The sequence below is a fragment of the Shinella sp. Sh6 genome (genome assembly GCF_055392685.1).
The window spans coordinates 156,010-172,993 of record NZ_AP044005.1 but is presented as its reverse complement, the minus strand read 5'-3'; the positions used below and the strand labels follow the sequence as shown (position 1 = coordinate 172,993).

Here is a 16,984-nt window from a genome sequence, read left to right as displayed (position 1 = left end):
CTTGCCGGCGGGCAAGGTGATATGCCCGCAATTCGGACGATTCGGAGAGTGAAATGGCGGTTCTTGTCACGGGCGGCGCGGGCTATATCGGCAGCCACATGGTCTGGGCGCTGGTCGATGCCGGCGAGGACGTCGTGGTGCTCGACCGGCTTTCCACGGGCTTCCGCTGGGCGGTGGCGCCGGAAGCGCGTTTCTACGAGGGCGACATCGCCGATGCCGCGCTGCTTTCGACGATCTTCTCGGAAAACCGCATCGATGCGATCATCCATTTCGCCGGGTCGATCGTCGTGCCGGAATCGGTCACCGATCCGCTTTCCTATTACGAGAACAACACGGCGAAGTCACGCGCGCTGATCGCCGCGGCCGTCGCGGCGAAGGTGCCGCATTTCGTCTTCTCCTCCACCGCCGCCGTCTACGGCACGCCGGACGGCACCGAGCCCGTCGGGGAGAGCGCGGCGCTCCGGCCGGAATCGCCCTACGGCTCCTCCAAGCTGATGACGGAGATCATGCTGCGCGATACGGCCGCCGCGCATGACTTCACCTATACGGCGCTGCGCTATTTCAACGTCGCGGGCGCCGACCCGCGGGGCCGCACCGGCCAGTCCACCCGCGGCGCGACGCATCTCATCAAGGTGGCGAGCGAGGCCGCACTCGGCAAGCGCGACGGCATGGACGTCTACGGCACGGACTATCCGACACCGGACGGCACCTGCATCCGCGACTATATCCATGTCTCGGACCTTGCCGATGCGCACCTGAAGGCCCTGCAGCGCATGCGTGCGGGCGGCGGCTCCATCGTCGCCAATTGCGGCTATGGCCGCGGCTTTTCCGTGCTGGAGGTGCTGAAGGAGGTCAAGGCCGTCTCGGGCGCCGATTTTCCGGTGCGCTTCGCCGCCCGGCGACCGGGCGATGCGGTGCTCATCGTCGCCAATCCCGCCGTCGCGATGAGGGAGCTGGACTGGACGCCGAAGCACGACGACCTCGCCTTCATCGTGCGCACCGCGCTCGACTGGGAAGATCATCTCGGCAAGCGCAACCAGCGTTAGGATTCGCCGAGCTTGGCCTTCTCGTAGGCGATGGCGTGGCCGATGAGAGCGGCCCAGATATCCTCGTAGAATTTGCCGTCGAGGCCCTGTGCTTCGGCATTGCGGCGGGCGTTGTCGCGCACCTGCTTCACGCGCTCCGGCACGTCGGCGGGAATGCCGAGGCCCGCCTTGATCTCGGCGGCGCGGCGAATGAAGCTCCAGCGCTCGGAAAAAAGCGCCATCAGCGCCTCGTCCACCCGGTCGATGTTCTCCCGGATTTCCGCCATCGTCGTGCACTCGGCCGCAGTCTTGGTCATTCCGGTCTCCTCTACGGGGAACCGGATAGCAGAGGAACGGTGCGTGGGAAAGGCGTCGCCATGTCGCGGGACAAGGCCACATGCAGGCCCGGGGGTTAGGCTGAAGGAGGGTGCGGTCCTGTCTTCTGCCTGCGGGCCTGCATGCTGGCCGAGGCGGAACCTAGGCATGCAAGCTGGCGCGAGGCTGGATGCAGTGACGTAACGTGAAGCGGCCGCGGGGGAGCCTGTTTCGGCGGTGCGGAAAGACGGGCACGGGGCCGAAACGAGCGAAGCTCCCGGTGTCGCCACCGGGAGCTTCGGAGGGATGCCGGACCGGCGCCGGCGATCAGCGGGCGTGAGGGTCGACGCCCTGGTAATAGTCGCCCGAAGCCGGGCCGACATTCTCGGCAGTCGCGTTGGGGATGACGATGCGATTGTCGATGCTGTTGGTGCGGAACGTATCGATGTTCTGCTTCTGGGCCTGCTCGGACGAAATGCCCTGATAATAGTCACCGCTGGAAGCGAACGCTGCGGAACCGCCGAAAGCGGAAGCTGCGAGGAAGGCAGCGATGGCGGTGTTGATGGTCTTGCTCATTGTCTCAGTCCTTGAATTCACATGCGCGGTGGCGGTTCGCCACCGATTACTGCTGCTTGGAGACGCCCTGGTAGTAGTCGCCGGCGGCCGGGCCGACATCGGCGCTCGACGGGGCAGCCTTGGCGCCATCGAAGGTGGCGTTATGGATGCTCTGCGTGGTCGTGCGGTCGATCCGCTGGTTCTGGGCCGAGTCCGGCGAAACGCCCTGGTAATAGTCGCCACCGGCGAAGGCGGCAGAAGCGCCGAAGAGGGAGGCGGCTGCGAGGGCGGCGGTGAAGGTTGCCTTGATGGTCATGGTCGTAGTCCTTTGAAATATCTGGTCAGTCTTGGGAGGGGGTGGGCGTGGCCGTGGGGCCGCGCCTTACTGCTGCTTGGAGACGCCCTGGTAGTAGTCGCCAGCGGCCGGGCCGACATCGGCGCTCGACGGGGCAGCCTTGGCGCCATCGAAGGTGGCGTTATGGATGCTCTGCGTGGTCGTGCGGTCGATCCGCTGGTTCTGGGCCGAGTCCGGCGAGACGCCCTGGTAATAGTCGCCACCGGCGAAGGCGGCAGAAGCGCCGAAGAGGGAGGCGGCTGCGAGGGCGGCGGTGAAGGTTGCCTTGATGGTCATGGTCGTAGTCCTTTGAAATATCTGGTCAGTCTTGGGAGGGGGTGGGCGTGGCCGTGGGGCCGCGCCTTACTGCTGCTTGGAGACGCCCTGGTAGTAGTCGCCGGCGGCCGGGCCGACATCGGCGCTCGACGGGGCAGCCTTGGCGCCATCGAAGGTGGCGTTGTGGATGCTCTGCGTGGTCGTGCGGTCGATCCGCTGGTTCTGGGCCGAGTCCGGCGAAACGCCCTGGTAATAGTCGCCACCGGCGAAGGCGGCAGAAGCGCCGAAGAGGGAAGCGGCTGCGAGGGCGGCGGTGAAGGTTGCCTTGAAGGTCTTGGTCATGGTGGTCGTCCTTTCCTATATGTGGTGTTGGAAGCGGCGGTGCGGTCTTGCTCGATTGCCGGGGCGGGCCGTTTCGGGGGCGCTCACAGCTCTCTTTGCTTCAACAGTTCCGACATCGTCATTCCCTTGGTTGACTGGCGGAAGCGGGTTCGCCGCTTTCGTGAATTAAAGATGGTCCCTCAATTTGTGGGCCGCAAGGGTCTGCTTTTGGAAACAACTGTCAACGTTTCTTGAACAGTGGAAATCCCTGTTCCCGGCACCATCTTGCTTCGGAGAAATCCGGCAGAACCGTCTGAATGGACGGTTAGATGCGACGACGACGCACCAAATCAAAATATTGTTTTCACGTTAGAATTTCTATTTTCGGCCTTGGGAGGCTCTCGCGCGCACGCCGTCACTGCGCGGAAAATGAACCGCGTTTACAATTGTGGCGGTAAAATCCGGAACGACGATTTCAAGAGTTTCACGAATGTGTGACACGCGAAAATTTCGCCGTGAAACGGTCTGCTGCGCGTCTGGAAATATGTCAAAACCGTGTCAGGCGCGGCCGCCGAACGGCCCCGGCTTGTCCTCCATCGAGGCGATGATTCTTTTTCGTGCCCCTCAGCCGGCGCGCAGGTAGTGCTCGGCCAGCTCGGTCCAGAAGGCGGCGCCGATGGGCAGGAGGTCGTCGTTGAAATTGTAGCCCGGATGGTGGAGCGAGCGGTCGTTCTCGCCGCTTCGCCCGCCGAGGAAGAAATAGGTGCCCGGCCGTTCCTTCAGCATGTAGGCGAAATCCTCGCTGCCCATGAAGGGCCGTTCGAGGTCGACCACCTTGTCGGCGCCGGCAAAGCGGACGGCGAGGTCGCGCACGAGGTCGGTCTCGGCCTTGTGGTTGATGGTGGCGTCGTAGAAGCGCTGGTAGTCCACCGTCGCGCTCATGCCGTAGCTTTCGGCCTGCCGCTCGGCGATGAGGCGGATGCGGCGCTCCAGTTCGTCGCGGACAGTGGGATCGAAGGAGCGGATGCCGACGACGATCTCCGCCCGGCTCGGGATGATGTTGCTCGCCGAACCCGCATGGAACGAGCCGACCGTCACCACCGTGGGATCGAGCGGATGGATGTTGCGCGAGACGATCGTCTGGAGCGCCATGACGATGGAGGCGCCGCAGACGATGGGGTCCAGCGTCTCCTGCGGCTCGGCGCCGTGGCCGCCGACGCCGTTCACCGTGATACGCGCCTCGTCGACCGCCGCCATGATCGGGCCTTCCCGCAGCGCGAACTGGCCGAAGGGCAGGTTCGGCTCGTTGTGCAGCGCGAAGACGGCATCGCACGGGAATTTCTCGAACAGCCCCTCCTCCACCATGATCCTCGCCCCGCCGAAATTCTCCTCGGCCGGCTGGAAGATGAGATGCACCGTGCCGTCGAAATTGCGCCGTTCGGCGATCGCCTTCGCCGCGCCGAGCAGCATGGCGGTGTGCCCGTCATGGCCGCAGGCATGCATCTTGCCGGGCGTCTTGCTGGCATAGGCAAGGCCGGTCTCCTCGAAAATCGGCAGCGCGTCGAAATCGGCACGAATGCCGATCGACCGGCGGCCGGTGCCGTTGGAAAGGGTCGCGACGACGCCGGTCTTCGCAAGGCCGCGCGTGACCGTGTAGCCGTAGCTTTCCAGGTGACGGGCGACGACCTCGGACGTGCGCACCTCCTCCAGGCCGAGTTCGGGATGCTCGTGCAGGTCGCGGCGGATCGCCACCATTTCCGGCATGGAATTGAGAAGGGTGGAATGGATGGTCATGTCAGGCTCCCCGCGTCGGGATCTTGCTTTCGAAATAGCGGAAGCCCACCACCAGCACGGCGGTAAGGCAGAGATAGATGAGCGCCAGCAGCAGCAGCGGCTCGTAGGTGATGTAGGTCTCCTGCCGCACCTTGGAGACGACGGCGTAAACGTCGATCACCGTGATCGTCGCGACGAGCGGCGTCGATTTCAGTTGCAGCACGGTCTCGCCGTTCAGCGTCGGCAGCGCCCGATGCACGGCGCGCGGCAGCCAGATGCGGCGGAACAGGGTGAAGCGGCTCATGCCGTAGGCACGCGCCGCCTCCAGTTCGCCCGCCGGCACGCCGGCGAAGGCCCCACGCATCACCTCACCCTCGTAGGCGGCGAAGGAAATGGTGAGCGCGGCGACACCATAGGGCCAGGCCTCGCGCAGGTAGGGCCAGAGGAAGGAATTGCGGATTCCCGGGAACTGGGGAAACAGCGAGCCGAGGCCGTAATAGAGCAGCCAGAGTTGCAGCAGCAGCGGCGTGCCGCGCACAATGGTGCAGAAGCCGCGCGCGAGCGCCTTCAGCGGCCACGGCCCCGTCACCTGCACGAGGCCGATGGGCACGGCCAGAAGGAAGCCGATGATCGAGGTGCTGGCGAGCATAAGCAGCGTCACGCCGACACCCGAGACGAGACGGCCGGAATATTTCGGCACCCAGTCCCAGCGCATGAACCAGACGATGGAGAAGACGAGGAGCGCGGCGATCCCCATCAGCACGAGGCGGTGCGGCTTGAAGAAGCTCTCCTTGCGGGGAAGCTCGGTCAGCGCGATGGCGGAAACGGTTTCGTCGCTCATTATGCCGGCTCCGCCATGCCGCGCCGGTAACGGCGCTCGATGAGAGCGATCAGCACGTTGGAGACGAGCGTCAGCATCAGGTAGAGCACGCCCGCCGCGCAGAAGAAGAGGAGATAGGCCTTGGTGGCGCCGGCCGCCTGCCGCGTCACCAGCGTCAGTTCGCTGAAGCCGACGACGGCAAGCAGCGCGGTATCCTTGGTGGCGATGAGCCAGAGATTGGAAAGGCCCGGAATGGCGTGCGGCAGCATGGCCGGCAGCGTGATGCGGCGCAGGATCTGGCCGGGCGACATGCCGTAGGCGCGCGCCGCCTCGATCTGCCCGGCCGGCACCGCCTTGATCGCCCCCCGCAATACCTCGGTCGAATAGGCGCCTTGCACGACGCCGATGACGAAGATGCCCGCCGCAAGGCCGCTGACGTCGACCGGCCCCCAGCCGAGCGCGGCGGAGATCTGGTTCAGCACGTCCGTGCCGGCATAGTAGAGGATGAGGATCAGCACCAGTTCGGGCACGGCGCGCACGAGCGTCGTGTAGACCTCCAGGAGGTCCTTCGTGACCGGGCCGCCATAGAGCTTGCCCATGGCCCCGCCGGTGCCGAGGAGAAGTCCGAGCCCGTAGCCGCCGACGGCGATCTGGATGGAGTTCCATAGGCCGGCGAGCAGGACCCCGCCCCAGCCCGGCGGCTCGAGGGCAAGCAGGCCCCAGTTGATCATCGATCCGGCATCGGCCATGGGATTCCCATTCCTTCAGAACAGTCACGCGTCGCCCGACTGGCTCGCCCCTCATCCGGCCTGCCGGCCACCTTCTCCCCGCAAGCGGGGCGAAGGGGATTTGCCGCACCGGCTTCCGCAGGCCGCGACCTTCTTAAAGGGCAGGTCCCCTCTCCCCGCCTGCGGGGAGAGGGTTAGGGTGAGGGGCAAAGCCTCAGGCGAAACCCTCAACCGCCATAGATGTCGAAGTCGAAGTACTTCTTCGAGAATTCGTCATAGGTGCCGTTGGCGCGGATGGCCTTGATGGCGGCGTTGATCTTGTCCTTCAGCGCCGTGTCGCCCTTGCGCAGGCCGACGCCGACGCCGAGGCCGAGGATTTCCGGGTCGTCCTTCACGTTGCCCTTCATTTCGCAGCAGGCAGCGCCCTGCTCGGAATCGAGGAAGGCCTTCAGCGCGATGGAATCGGCCTGCACGGCATCGATGCGGCCGGCGGCAAGGTCGTTGTTCGCCTCGTCCTGCGTCTGGTATTCCTTCACCGTCGCGCCGTTCTCGCCGAAATACTTGTTGGCGTAGACCTGGTGGATGGTCGCGACCTGCACGCCGATGGTCTTGCCCTTCAGCCCCTCGGGCGTGGCGTCGAAATCGACGCCCTTCGGGCCCATCACGGCGGTGGGCGTGTTGTAATACTTGTCGGAGAAATCGATGGTCTGCAGGCGCTCCGGCGTGATCGACATGGAGCCGATGATCATGTCGATCTTGTTGGAGGTGAGCGCCGGAATGATGCCGTCCCAGGCGACGGGCGTGATGACGCAGTCGAGCTTGGCTTCGGCGCAGACCGCCTTCATGAAGTCCACTTCCCAGCCTTCCCAGTTGCCCGAGGCGTCCGGCGAGGTGAAGGGCGGATAGGGCTCGGCGGCGAAGCCGACGCGAACCTGCTCGGCCGCCGCGCCCGAGATGGCGGCAAGGCCGATGGCGGCGGCAAGGGCGATTGTCTTCAAGGCATTCTTCATGATCTTCCCTCTGTCGGTTATGGTTGTCAGTGGATGGAGCTGATGAACTTCTTCAGGCGTTCCGATCTAGGCGATCCGAAGATCTCCTCGGGCGGGCCCTGTTCCTCGATGACGCCCCCCGCAAGGAAGACGACGTGGCTGGCGACGTTGCGCGCGAACTTCATCTCGTGCGTGACGAGGATCATCGTGCGCTTCTCCCTGGCGAGATCGCCGATGACCGAAAGCACCTCGCCCACGAGTTCCGGGTCGAGCGCCGAGGTCGGCTCGTCGAAGAGCATGACATGGGGCTGGATGGCGAGCGCCCGGGCAATGGCCGCGCGCTGCTGCTGGCCGCCGGACAGGAAGGCGGGAAAGGCGTCGCGCTTCTCGTAGAGGCCGACACGGCGCAAGAGCGTTTCCGCCCGCTCCACCGCCTCGTCCTTCTTCACGCCCAGCACATGGACGGGCGCCTCGATGACGTTTTCGAGAATGGTCATGTGCTGCCAGAGATTGAAGCTCTGGAACACCATGCCGAGGCGGGAGCGCATGCGCTGGACCTGCCTGCGGTCGGAGGGCATCTGCCCGCCGTGGCCGTCCGTCTTCATGGCGATGGTCTCGCCGTGGATCGTCACCGAACCGGCGCTCGGCAGTTCCAGCATGTTGATGCAGCGCAGGAAGGTCGACTTGCCGGAACCCGATCCGCCGATGATGGCGATGACATCGCCCTCATGCGCCGTCAGCGATACGCCCTTGAGGACTTCGAGCGGCCCGAAGCGCTTGTGCAGGTCCTTGACCGCGATGGCCTCGGCGCGATCCGTCATCGCGCGCGGACCTGCGGCGCACGGAAAATCGATGCATGAAGCATGCCAAATTCCCCTGTTTTTTCAACGTTCCCGCGGGCATCTTCGGCCCGTCGTTTCTGCTTGTTGATGCCATCGTGGCACTTGTTAAGAAATTGTTCAAGCGTATAATAGCACCTGCGCCGACTTTTCCGCGGCACGCCCGAAGATACAATCCCCGCAAGGAGCATCGAATGACCGCCTACGGTTCGCAGGAAATGTCGGCCCCCCTGTTGCGCGTCCTCATGCGCCGCCCCGGCGCCAGCCTCAAGGCGGCCGATCCGGCGAAATGGCACTACGGCCCGACCTTCGACGGCACTCGCGCGGTCCACCAGTACAAGGCCTTCGCCGACCTCGTCGAGAAATCCGGCACGGAGATCGTCTGGCTTGAGGACGAGGGCGACGGGCTGGCCGACGCCATGTTCACGCACGATCCCTCCTTGATGAGCGACCGCGGCGCGATCATCCTTCGCATGGGCAAGCCGCTGCGCGCGGGCGAACCGGCGCTGCACGAGAAGGCCTATGCCGAGCGGCAGATCCCCATCCTCGGCCGCATCGAGGCGCCGGGCACGGTGGAGGGCGGCGACTGCATCTGGCTCGACGCGAAGACGCTCGTCGTCGGGCGCGGCGTGCGCACCAACCAGTCCGGTATCGACCAGCTCTCGGCGATCCTCGCCCCGCACGGCGTTTCGGTGCTTGCCTACGACCTGCCGCTCTGGCAGGGCGAGGAGGCGTGCCTGCACCTGATGAGCGTGATGAGCCCGCTGGCCGACGATCTCGCCCTCGTCTTCGCCCCGCTGCTGCCGGCCGCCTTCTACCAGCTCCTGAAAGCCCGCGGCATCCGCCTCATCGAGGCGCCGGCCGACGAATTCCACGCCAGCAACGGTCTTTCGCTCAACGTGCTGCCGACCCGCCCGCACGAGGTCATCATGGTGGAAGGCTTCCCGGCCACCAAGGCGGCGATGGAGGCGGCCGGCTGCAAGGTCGAAACCTTCGAGGCCGATGCGCTGTGCATCGCCTGCGAGGGTGGGCCGACCTGCCTGACGCGGCCCGTGCTGCGCCGCGCCGCCTGACGAGGAGGAACGATGGCCCGCCGCACCTTCCACCGCGCCCCCGAGGCCGAGCGCCGCCACGACCTGATCGAGGCGACGCTGGACTGCATCGCCGAATACGGCCTGCAAGGCGCGACGGTGCGGCAGATCGCCATCAAGGCGGGCGTGACGGCGGGCCTCATCCGGCACTATTTCCAGTCCAAGGAGCATATCCTCCAGGAGGCCTACCGCGTCGTCATCGCCCGGCTGACGGAGAAGGCCGAGCGCGTGACGGGCGATCCCGAGCAGCGGCTCGTCGACTTCATCGTCATCAACCTGACGGAGCCGGTCGCCAACAGCCGCAGCCTCTCGCTCTGGGCCTCGTTCATCAGCCGGGTCAGCGTCGATCCCGAGCTCGCCGTCATCCACCGCGAGGGGTATCTCAGCTTCCGCAACGCGCTGGAGGGGCTGCTTGCGGATTTCCTTTCGACGCGCGGCGCCGATGCCTCGCCGGAACGCTGCCGGCGGCTCGCCATCGCCATCAACGGGCTGCTCGACGGGCTGTGGCTCGAAGGCTGCCTTGCCGGCGAGCTCTTCGAGGAAAGCGAGCTCGTCGGGATCGCGCTGGCCTCCATCGAAACGCTTCTCGGCCTTTCCCTGAGGCAAGCCGGCACGGCCCGGTAAACGACACATAGACACGCGGAGAACGGCCATGCGCTACGCTTCCATCACAGACCGGCTCGCCAATCTCGGCTCGGAGAAATGGGCGGTCCATGCCGCCGCCCGCCGCATGGCGGCCGAGGGCCGGCCGATCATCGAGCTGACCATCGGCGAGCCGGACGTGCCGCCGGACGCGACGCTGCTCGCCGAGGCCGTGCGGTCCATGCATGCCGGCCGCTACCGCTACTCCAACGGCCGGGGCGAGCCTTCCGTCGTCGACGCGCTGGTGCGCAAATATGCCGGGCGCCGCGCCGGCGTGACGGCCGAAAACGTCCTGTGCTTTCCCGGCACGCAGACCGCTCTCTTCGCCGTCATGCTCGGCCTCGTGGAGGCGGGCGATGCCGTGCTCGTCGGCGATCCGCTCTACGCCACCTACGAGGGCGTCATCCGCGCTACGGGCGCCGAGCGCGTCGCCGTGCCGCTGCGCCCGGAAAACGGCTTCCATATGCAGGCCGCCGACCTCGAGGCCGCCATCACGCCCCAATGCCGCGTGCTGCTCCTCAACACCCCGCACAATCCGACCGGCGCGGTGCTGACGGCCGAGGAGATCGCCGCGCTCGGCGCCGTCTGCCGCAAGCACGACCTCTGGATCGTCTGCGACGAGGTCTATGAGCAGCTCGTCTTCGGCGGCCCCTTCGCCTCGCCCTTCGACGATCCGGCGCTCGCCGAGCGCACCGTCGTCGTCTCCTCCATCTCGAAATCCCATGCCGCGCCGGGCTTCCGCAGCGGCTGGGCGGTCGGGCCGGCCGAATTCTGCACGCGCCTGCTCTCGGTCTCCGAGACCATGCTGTTCGGCGGCCAGCCCTTCATCGCCGACATGACGGCGCTTGCGCTCGACACGCAGGTCGGCACCGCCGCCGCCATGCGCGCGAGTTACGGCGCGCGCGCCGCGCGCTTCGCCGCCGCTCTCGCGCGCGCGCCCGGCCTTGCGCCGCTGCCGCCGGAGGCCGGCATGTTCATCCTCGTCGACGTCTCGGGCACCGGCATGAGCGGGGAGGATTTCGCCTGGGCGCTTCTCAACGAGGAAGGCGTCGCGGTGATGCCCGGCTCCTCCTTCGGCAGGGAGGCGGAAGGCTTCATCCGCCTCAGCCTCACCGTGCCCGACGCCCATATCGACGAGGCCTGCCGGCGCATCGCCGCGCTCGCCGCAAGGTCCACGCTTCCGAAGGAGCGCCGCGCATGACGACGAAGACCGTAGGCGAAGTTCTCGTCGACCTTCTGGAGGCCAACGGCGTCGAGGTGGTGTTCGGCATTCCGGGCGTCCACACGGTCGAGCTCTACCGCGGCCTTGCCGCCTCGAAGATCCGTCATGTGACGCCGCGCCACGAGCAGGGCGCCGGCTTCATGGCGGACGGCTATGCGCGCGTTTCCGGCAAGCCGGGCGTGGCGCTCGTCATCACCGGACCGGGCCTCACCAACACCATCACGGCGATGGCGCAGGCGCGGCAGGATTCCGTGCCCATGCTCGTCATCTCCGGCGTCAACCGGCGCGATTCGCTCGGCCACGGCCGCGGCCTGCTGCACGAGCTGCCCGACCAGCAGGGCATGATGAAGACGCTCGCGCTCTATTCGCACACGCTGCTGAACCCGGCCGACCTGCCGCTCGTGGTCGAGCGCGCCTTCGCGGTGCTGCTCTCCGGTCGCCCGGGCCCCGTGCATATCGAAATCCCGACCGACGTGATGGCGAAACCCATCGAGACCGGCCGCTTCACGCCCGCCGTGGCGACCCGCCCGCGCGCCGACGCCGAAACGCTGCAGCGCGCCGCGATCCTCTGCACCCATGCCGCCCGTCCCGTCATCCTTGCCGGCGGCGGCGCGGTGACGGCGGAAGAGGAGATCCGGGCGCTCGCCGAGCGCATCGGCGCGCCGGTCGTCACCACCGTGAACGCCCGCGGCATGCTGGCCGGCCATCCGCTGCGCGTGCCGGCGAGCCCCACGTTGAAAGCCGTGCGGCGCCTGCTCGCCGATGCCGACCTCGTCGTCGCCTTCGGCACCGAGTTCGGCCCGACGGACTACGACATCAATGTCGACGGCGGCTTCCCGAAGCTGAAATCGCTGATCCGCGTGGATATCGACGCGGCGCAGCTCGCCCGCACGCCGCAGTCCGGTCTTTCGATCTTCTCCAGCGCCAAGACGGCGGCCGCCGGCATGCTCGGCTTCCTCGAAGGCCACAAGGCGACGGGCGACGGCGCCCGGCGCGCCGAGACCGCGCGCAAGAATGCATGGAACGAGCTGACGGCGAAGATGCAGGCGGAAGTCGGCGTGATCGATACGATCTGGCGCACGCTGCCGAAGGCGATCATCGTCGGCGATTCGACCCAGGCCGTCTATGCCGGCAACTATTATTGCGACGCGCCGCGCGCGCGGAGCTGGTTCAACGCGGCGACCGGCTACGGCGCGCTCGGCTTCGCCCCGCCCGCCGCCGTCGGCGCGGCCATCGCCGAGCCGGACGCGCCCGTCGTCTGCCTCGTCGGCGACGGCGGCCTGCAATTCTCGCTCTCGGAAATCGGCTCGGCGGCGGATGCGAATACCCGCGTGATCTTCCTCGTCTGGAACAACGACGGCTATCAGGAGATCGAGAATTACATGGTCGAGGCCGGCATCACGCCGGAAGGCGTAAAGCCCTCCGCCCCCGACTTCCTCGCCATCGGCACCGCCTACGGCCTCCCCTCCGAACGCCTCGCCGACGTACGGGACCTTCCGGCCGCACTGGAGCGAGCTGCCGGGCGCAGCGGCCCGAGCCTCATCGAGATCCACCAGACGAAGACGGCGGGCGCGACGGCATAGCCAGCGCCCGGCGGATGGATCCTCGGGTCAAGCCCGAGAATGACGAAAGAAGAGAGGGATGGCGGACACAGCAACAGCGCCGAATGCCGCAACGCTCAAGACGCGGTTCGCTTCTCCTTTCCATCGTCATCCTCGGGCTTGACCCGAGGATCCACGCCACACGGCACGCCCTTCCCCAACAAAAAAGGCCCGGCAGAAACCGGGCCTCTTCCACTCCAACCATATCCCTCAAACAGCCGGGCGGCTCTTGAGGAGGTCGCGGATTTCCGTCAGCAGCAGCACGTCTTCCGGCGGCGGGGCGGGCTCGGCGGCGCCCTCGGCCTTTTCCTTCTCCAGCGAGGTGCGCATGCGGTTCACGCCCTTGATCATCAGGAAGATGATCCAGGCGAGGATGAGGAAGTTGATGAGGACGGTGATGAAATTGCCGTAGGCGAAGACGGCGCCCTGCTCGCGGGCGGCGGCCAGCGTCGTCGCCGTCACGTTGCCCGACAGCGCGATGAAGTAATTGGAAAAGTCGAAACCGCCCCCGGTCAAGGCGCCGACGACCGGCATGACGAGGTCGTTGACGACCGATTCGACGATCTTGTTGAAGGCCGCACCGATGATGACACCCACGGCGAGGTCCATGACATTGCCGCGGGCGATGAACGCCTTGAACTCATTGAGCATGAGGGTCTCCTGTTGCTGCGAGGCCGAAGCAAACTAGTGCAGTTTTTCTCGTGAGGAAACTGCGCTCCGTCAAGTTTCAGGAATTTGTACACGGCGCATCTCCAACCCCGACCTTCGGCGCAATTTCCTTCCCGCACGCTTTGGCCTATTCTCCTTGCGAAAGCCGATGGACTGCGGGAGGAAGCATGCCGGGCTCGCTGATATTTGCCCTGGCGCTCGCCTATCTGCTGCTGCTCTTCGCGGTCGCAAGTTACGGCGACCGCAAGGCCAAGCATTCCGGACGCACATCGAAGGGCCGGCCGGTCGTCTACGCCCTCAGCCTTGCCATCTACTGCACCTCCTGGACCTATTTCGGCGGCGTCGGCCTTGCCACGACCAACGGGCTGGAATTCATCGGCATCTATATCGGCCCGATCCTGATGTTCACGCTCGGCATGCCGCTCATCCGCCGCATGGTGACGCTGGCGAAATCCGAGCGCCTCACCTCCAGCGCCGATTTCGTCGCCGCCCGCTACGGCAAGAACCCGGGCGTCGCCGCCATCGTGGCGCTCATCTCGCTGGTCGGCACCATTCCCTATATCGCCCTGCAGCTCAAAGCCGTGTCGAACTCGGTGGCGGCCATGGTCGACACGACCGGCTTCGGCATCGATGCCTCCGGCGGCCTCGTCGACCTGCCGCTCGTCGTGACGCTCTTCCTCGCGTGCTTTGCCACCGTCTTCGGAACGCGCCACACGGACGCGACGGAGCACCAGGACGGCCTCATCCTTGCCATCTCGATGGAATCGCTGGTCAAGCTCGTCGCCATCGCCTCGGTCGGCATCTATGTCGTCTACGTCATGTTCCAGGGGCCGGCGGACCTCTGGCAGCGCGCGGCGGAGAACGAGCGCGTCATGCAGGCGCTCACCTACGAGACGCCGATTGCGCGCTGGATCCTCCTCATCGTGCTGTCCGCCTTCGCCATCATCATGCTGCCGCGCCAGTTCCACGTCACGGTGGTGGAGAACCGCACGGCAGGCGAACTGCGCATGGCGGGCATCCTCTTCCCGCTCTACCTCGTCGCCATCAACCTCTTCGTGCTGCCCGTCGCCATCGGCGGCGTCATGACCTTCGGTGGGGCGGGCGATGCCGACCTCTACGTTCTGGCGCTGCCCTTCGCGCTCGACCAGCCGATACTGACGCTCGTCGCCTTCATCGGCGGCTTTTCCGCCGCCACCGCCATGGTCATCGTCGCCTCGGTGGCGCTTTCCATCATGGTCTCGAACGACATCGTCATCCCGGTGGTGCTGCGGCGCAACCTCATCGGTGGCGTCGAGCAGCAGGACGACCTCTCGCGCATGCTGCTGCGCATCCGCCGCCTTGCGATCTTCTTCGTGCTGCTGCTCGGCTATGCCTATTACCGCGCCGCCACCGGCAAGGCGGGCCTTGCCTCCATGGGCCTCCTCGCCTTCGCCGCGGTGGCGCAGGTCGCCCCGACGCTCATCGGCGGGCTCTTCTGGCGCAATGCGAACGCCCGCGGCGCCATGGCCGGCATGCTGTCCGGCCTCGTCGTCTGGGCCTATCTCCTCTTCCTGCCGAGCATCGGCGTCGCCGACAATGCCTACGTCGCGGAAACCGTGCTCGGCTTCCTCTTCCCCGGCGTCACCATCTTCACCGGCGCGACGGCCGATCCGCTCGTCAACGCGACGCTGCTTTCCATGATGGTCAATATCGGCGCCTACGTGATCGGCTCGCTGACGCGCAACCCGACCTCGCTGGAACGCCTGCAGGCCGGCACGTTCATCCGCCCCAAGCCCCGCCTCGAGCGCGCCTTTCGCGGCCGCCGCACCAAGGTGACCGTCAAGGACCTCAAGACCACCATCGCCAAGTATCTCGGCGAGGAGCGTATGCAGCGCTCGTTCCACACCTACGAGCGGCAGGTCGGCCGGTGGCTGGAGGACAATGTGCCGGCGGACGCGGCCATCGTGCATTTCTCCGAACAGCTCCTCGGCAGCGCCATCGGCTCCTCCTCCGCCCGCCTCGTACTCTCGCTCGTCCTCCAGCGCATCGACGACACGCCGACGGACACGGACTGGCTGCTCGACCAGGCAAGCGAGGCCCTGCAATACAATCAGGACATGCTGCAAACCGCGCTCGGCCAGATGGACCAGGGCATCGCCGTCTTCGACAGCGAAGGCACCCTCACCGTCTGGAACCGCCGCTTCCGCCAGTTGCTCGACCTGCCGGAATATGTCGGCCAGGTCGGCTTTCCGCTTTCCGACATCGTCGACATCCTCATCCAGCGCGGCGACATAAGGGAAGAAGAGCGGCAGGCGGCGCTTGCCCGCACCATGACCTTCGACGAGCCCTTCGCGCTGGTGCTTTCCGGCGGCGAGCGCATCGTGGAGGTGCGCACCAACGCCATGCCGGAAAAGGGGTTCGTGTCCACCTATACGGACATCACCGACCGGGTCGCCGCCGACCGGGCGCTGAAACAGGTCAACGAGACGCTGGAGCAGCGCGTCGCCGAGCGCACCGTCGAGCTCACCCGCGTCAACACCGAGCTTGCCGAAGCGCGCGCCGCCGCCGAGGAAGCGAACATCAGCAAGACGCGCTTCTTCGCCGCCGCCGGCCACGACATCCTCCAGCCCCTCAATGCCGCGCGGCTCTACTCCTCCTCCCTCGTCGAGCGCCTTGGCGAGACGGAGAACCGCGAGATGGTACGCAATATCGATTCCTCGCTGGAATCGGTGGAGGCGATCCTCGGCGCCGTTCTCGACATCTCCCGCCTCGACACGGGCGCGATGAAGGCGCGCGTGCAGACGGTGGCGCTGAAGGACCTGCTGAAGCGCATCGAGACGGATTTCGCGCCCATCGCGCTGGCGAAGAACCTCAAGTTCACGGTGCTCTCCTCCTCGCTCGCCATCCGCACCGATCCGAACCTCCTGCGCCGCGTGGTGCAGAACCTCGTGTCGAATGCCATCAAATACACCAATTCGGGCAAGGTCCTCGTCGGCGTCAGGCGCGCGGGCGACCATGCCTTCATCCAGGTGCTCGATTCCGGCATCGGCATTCCCGCCTCGAAATTCCGCACCGTCTTCAAGGAATTCGCCCGGCTCGACGAGGGCGCGCGCACGGCGCCCGGCCTCGGGCTCGGCCTTTCCATCGTCGACCGCATCTCGCGCGTGCTCTCCCACCCGGTCGAACTGCAATCGACGCCCGGCCACGGCACCAGCTTCAAGGTGCGCGTGCCGGTCGACGTCGCCGCGAGCCGCCATGTCGCGGACAAGCCCGCCGTGGTGCCGGCGAGCGACGAGCCGCTGCGCGGCCTGCGGGTGCTGTGCATCGACAACGAGCCGAAGATCCTCGACGGCATGCGGCTCCTGCTGTCCGGCTGGGGCTGCACGGTGACACTCGCCGAATCGGCGGCGGCCGTCGAGGCGCTGGTCGCTGCCGGCCCGCCGGCCCTCGACGCGGTCATTGCGGACTATCACCTCGACGACGGCACCGGCCTTGCCGCGATCGCCACGCTGCGCGCTGCCCTCGGCCGCGAGGTGCCCGCCCTCCTCGTCACCGCCGACCGCACGCCCGACGTGCGCGCCGAGGCCGAGCGCGGCAACATCGCCGTCCAGACCAAACCCGTCCGCCCCGCCTCCATGCGGGCATGGCTGACACAGTTTTCGGCGCTGGCGCGGGAGGCGGCGGAGTAGGCGAAGGTTACCCCCCTCTGCCCTGCCGGGCATCTCCCCCTCAAGGGGGGAGATCAGCAAGACGCAAGAGCCTTGCTTCACCTACAACGCTGATGATGGGCGGAACGGCGCTCCAT

General features: G+C 66.5%; 17 protein-coding genes. 6 read left to right on the top strand and 11 right to left on the bottom strand.

Annotated features, from left to right (window positions below):
- Window positions 1-53 precede the first annotated feature (53 nt).
- Window positions 54-1,046, top strand: coding sequence for a UDP-glucose 4-epimerase GalE (galE, locus tag ACZ5TO_RS00810; RefSeq protein ID WP_464799207.1), 993 nt, complete (start codon window positions 54-56; stop codon window positions 1,044-1,046).
- On the opposite strand, the gene ACZ5TO_RS00805 is transcribed toward galE, so the two are convergent.
- From ACZ5TO_RS00805 to ACZ5TO_RS00760, 10 genes are all read right to left on the bottom strand, one after another.
- A complete protein-coding gene (locus ACZ5TO_RS00805) occupies window positions 1,043-1,342 on the bottom strand; it encodes a chorismate mutase family protein (protein WP_464799206.1) in 300 nt (99 codons plus the stop codon). The genes galE and ACZ5TO_RS00805 overlap by 4 nt on opposite strands.
- A 325-nt stretch (window positions 1,343-1,667) precedes the next feature.
- A complete protein-coding gene (locus tag ACZ5TO_RS00800; protein WP_464799205.1) occupies window positions 1,668-1,916 on the bottom strand; it encodes a hypothetical protein in 249 nt (82 codons plus the stop codon).
- Window positions 1,917-1,962: 46 nt separating this feature from the next.
- Window positions 1,963-2,211, bottom strand: coding sequence for a hypothetical protein (locus ACZ5TO_RS00795; protein WP_464799204.1), 249 nt, complete (start codon window positions 2,209-2,211; stop codon window positions 1,963-1,965).
- A 66-nt stretch (window positions 2,212-2,277) separates the two neighbouring features.
- Window positions 2,278-2,526, bottom strand: coding sequence for a hypothetical protein (locus ACZ5TO_RS00790; RefSeq protein WP_464799204.1), 249 nt, complete (start codon window positions 2,524-2,526; stop codon window positions 2,278-2,280).
- Window positions 2,527-2,592: 66 nt separating this feature from the next.
- Window positions 2,593-2,847, bottom strand: a complete 255-nt coding sequence (locus ACZ5TO_RS00785; RefSeq protein ID WP_464799203.1) for a hypothetical protein — start codon at window positions 2,845-2,847, stop codon at window positions 2,593-2,595.
- Window positions 2,848-3,450: 603 nt separating this feature from the next.
- Complete coding sequence (locus ACZ5TO_RS00780) at window positions 3,451-4,620, bottom strand: M20 aminoacylase family protein (protein WP_464799202.1); 1,170 nt, start codon at window positions 4,618-4,620, stop codon at window positions 3,451-3,453.
- Between the two features lies 1 nt (window position 4,621).
- The gene (locus ACZ5TO_RS00775; protein ID WP_464799201.1) at window positions 4,622-5,440 is read right to left on the bottom strand and encodes an ABC transporter permease; all 819 of its coding nucleotides are present in this window, start codon (window positions 5,438-5,440) and stop codon (window positions 4,622-4,624) included.
- Entirely contained in the window at window positions 5,440-6,168 is a 729-nt protein-coding gene (locus ACZ5TO_RS00770; RefSeq protein ID WP_464799200.1) for an ABC transporter permease, read from the bottom strand. Before ACZ5TO_RS00770 ends, ACZ5TO_RS00775 begins: the two co-directional genes overlap by 1 nt.
- Window positions 6,169-6,374: 206 nt before the next feature.
- A complete protein-coding gene (locus ACZ5TO_RS00765; RefSeq protein ID WP_184145523.1) occupies window positions 6,375-7,157 on the bottom strand; it encodes a transporter substrate-binding domain-containing protein in 783 nt (260 codons plus the stop codon).
- Window positions 7,158-7,183: 26 nt separating this feature from the next.
- Window positions 7,184-7,957, bottom strand: coding sequence for an ABC transporter ATP-binding protein (locus ACZ5TO_RS00760; protein WP_184145524.1), 774 nt, complete (start codon window positions 7,955-7,957; stop codon window positions 7,184-7,186).
- 212 nt (window positions 7,958-8,169) lie between these two features.
- Between ACZ5TO_RS00760 and ACZ5TO_RS00755 the strand changes: the two genes are divergently transcribed.
- Genes ACZ5TO_RS00755 through ACZ5TO_RS00740 form a run of 4 tightly spaced genes read left to right on the top strand, consistent with a single transcriptional unit; the run spans window position 8,170 to window position 12,513 of the window.
- Complete coding sequence (locus ACZ5TO_RS00755) at window positions 8,170-9,048, top strand: dimethylarginine dimethylaminohydrolase family protein (protein WP_464799199.1); 879 nt, start codon at window positions 8,170-8,172, stop codon at window positions 9,046-9,048.
- Window positions 9,049-9,060: 12 nt separating this feature from the next.
- On the top strand, window positions 9,061-9,690 hold the full coding sequence (locus ACZ5TO_RS00750; protein WP_464799198.1) for a TetR family transcriptional regulator C-terminal domain-containing protein: 630 nt from the start codon (window positions 9,061-9,063) through the stop codon (window positions 9,688-9,690).
- A gap of 28 nt (window positions 9,691-9,718) precedes the next feature.
- A complete protein-coding gene (locus ACZ5TO_RS00745) occupies window positions 9,719-10,909 on the top strand; it encodes a pyridoxal phosphate-dependent aminotransferase (protein WP_464799197.1) in 1,191 nt (396 codons plus the stop codon).
- A complete protein-coding gene (locus ACZ5TO_RS00740; protein ID WP_464799196.1) occupies window positions 10,906-12,513 on the top strand; it encodes a 5-guanidino-2-oxopentanoate decarboxylase in 1,608 nt (535 codons plus the stop codon). Before ACZ5TO_RS00745 ends, ACZ5TO_RS00740 begins: the two co-directional genes overlap by 4 nt.
- Window positions 12,514-12,741: 228 nt before the next feature.
- Here the strand turns inward: ACZ5TO_RS00740 and mscL are convergent, their stop codons facing one another.
- Window positions 12,742-13,182, bottom strand: coding sequence for a large conductance mechanosensitive channel protein MscL (mscL, locus tag ACZ5TO_RS00735; protein ID WP_184145529.1), 441 nt, complete (start codon window positions 13,180-13,182; stop codon window positions 12,742-12,744).
- Between the two features lie 185 nt (window positions 13,183-13,367).
- Between mscL and ACZ5TO_RS00730 the strand changes: the two genes are divergently transcribed.
- Window positions 13,368-16,868 carry a hybrid sensor histidine kinase/response regulator gene (locus tag ACZ5TO_RS00730; RefSeq protein ID WP_464799195.1) on the top strand — a complete coding sequence of 1,167 codons (3,501 nt, stop codon included), beginning with the start codon at window positions 13,368-13,370 and terminating at the stop codon, window positions 16,866-16,868.
- The last annotated feature ends 116 nt before the right edge of the window (window positions 16,869-16,984 follow it).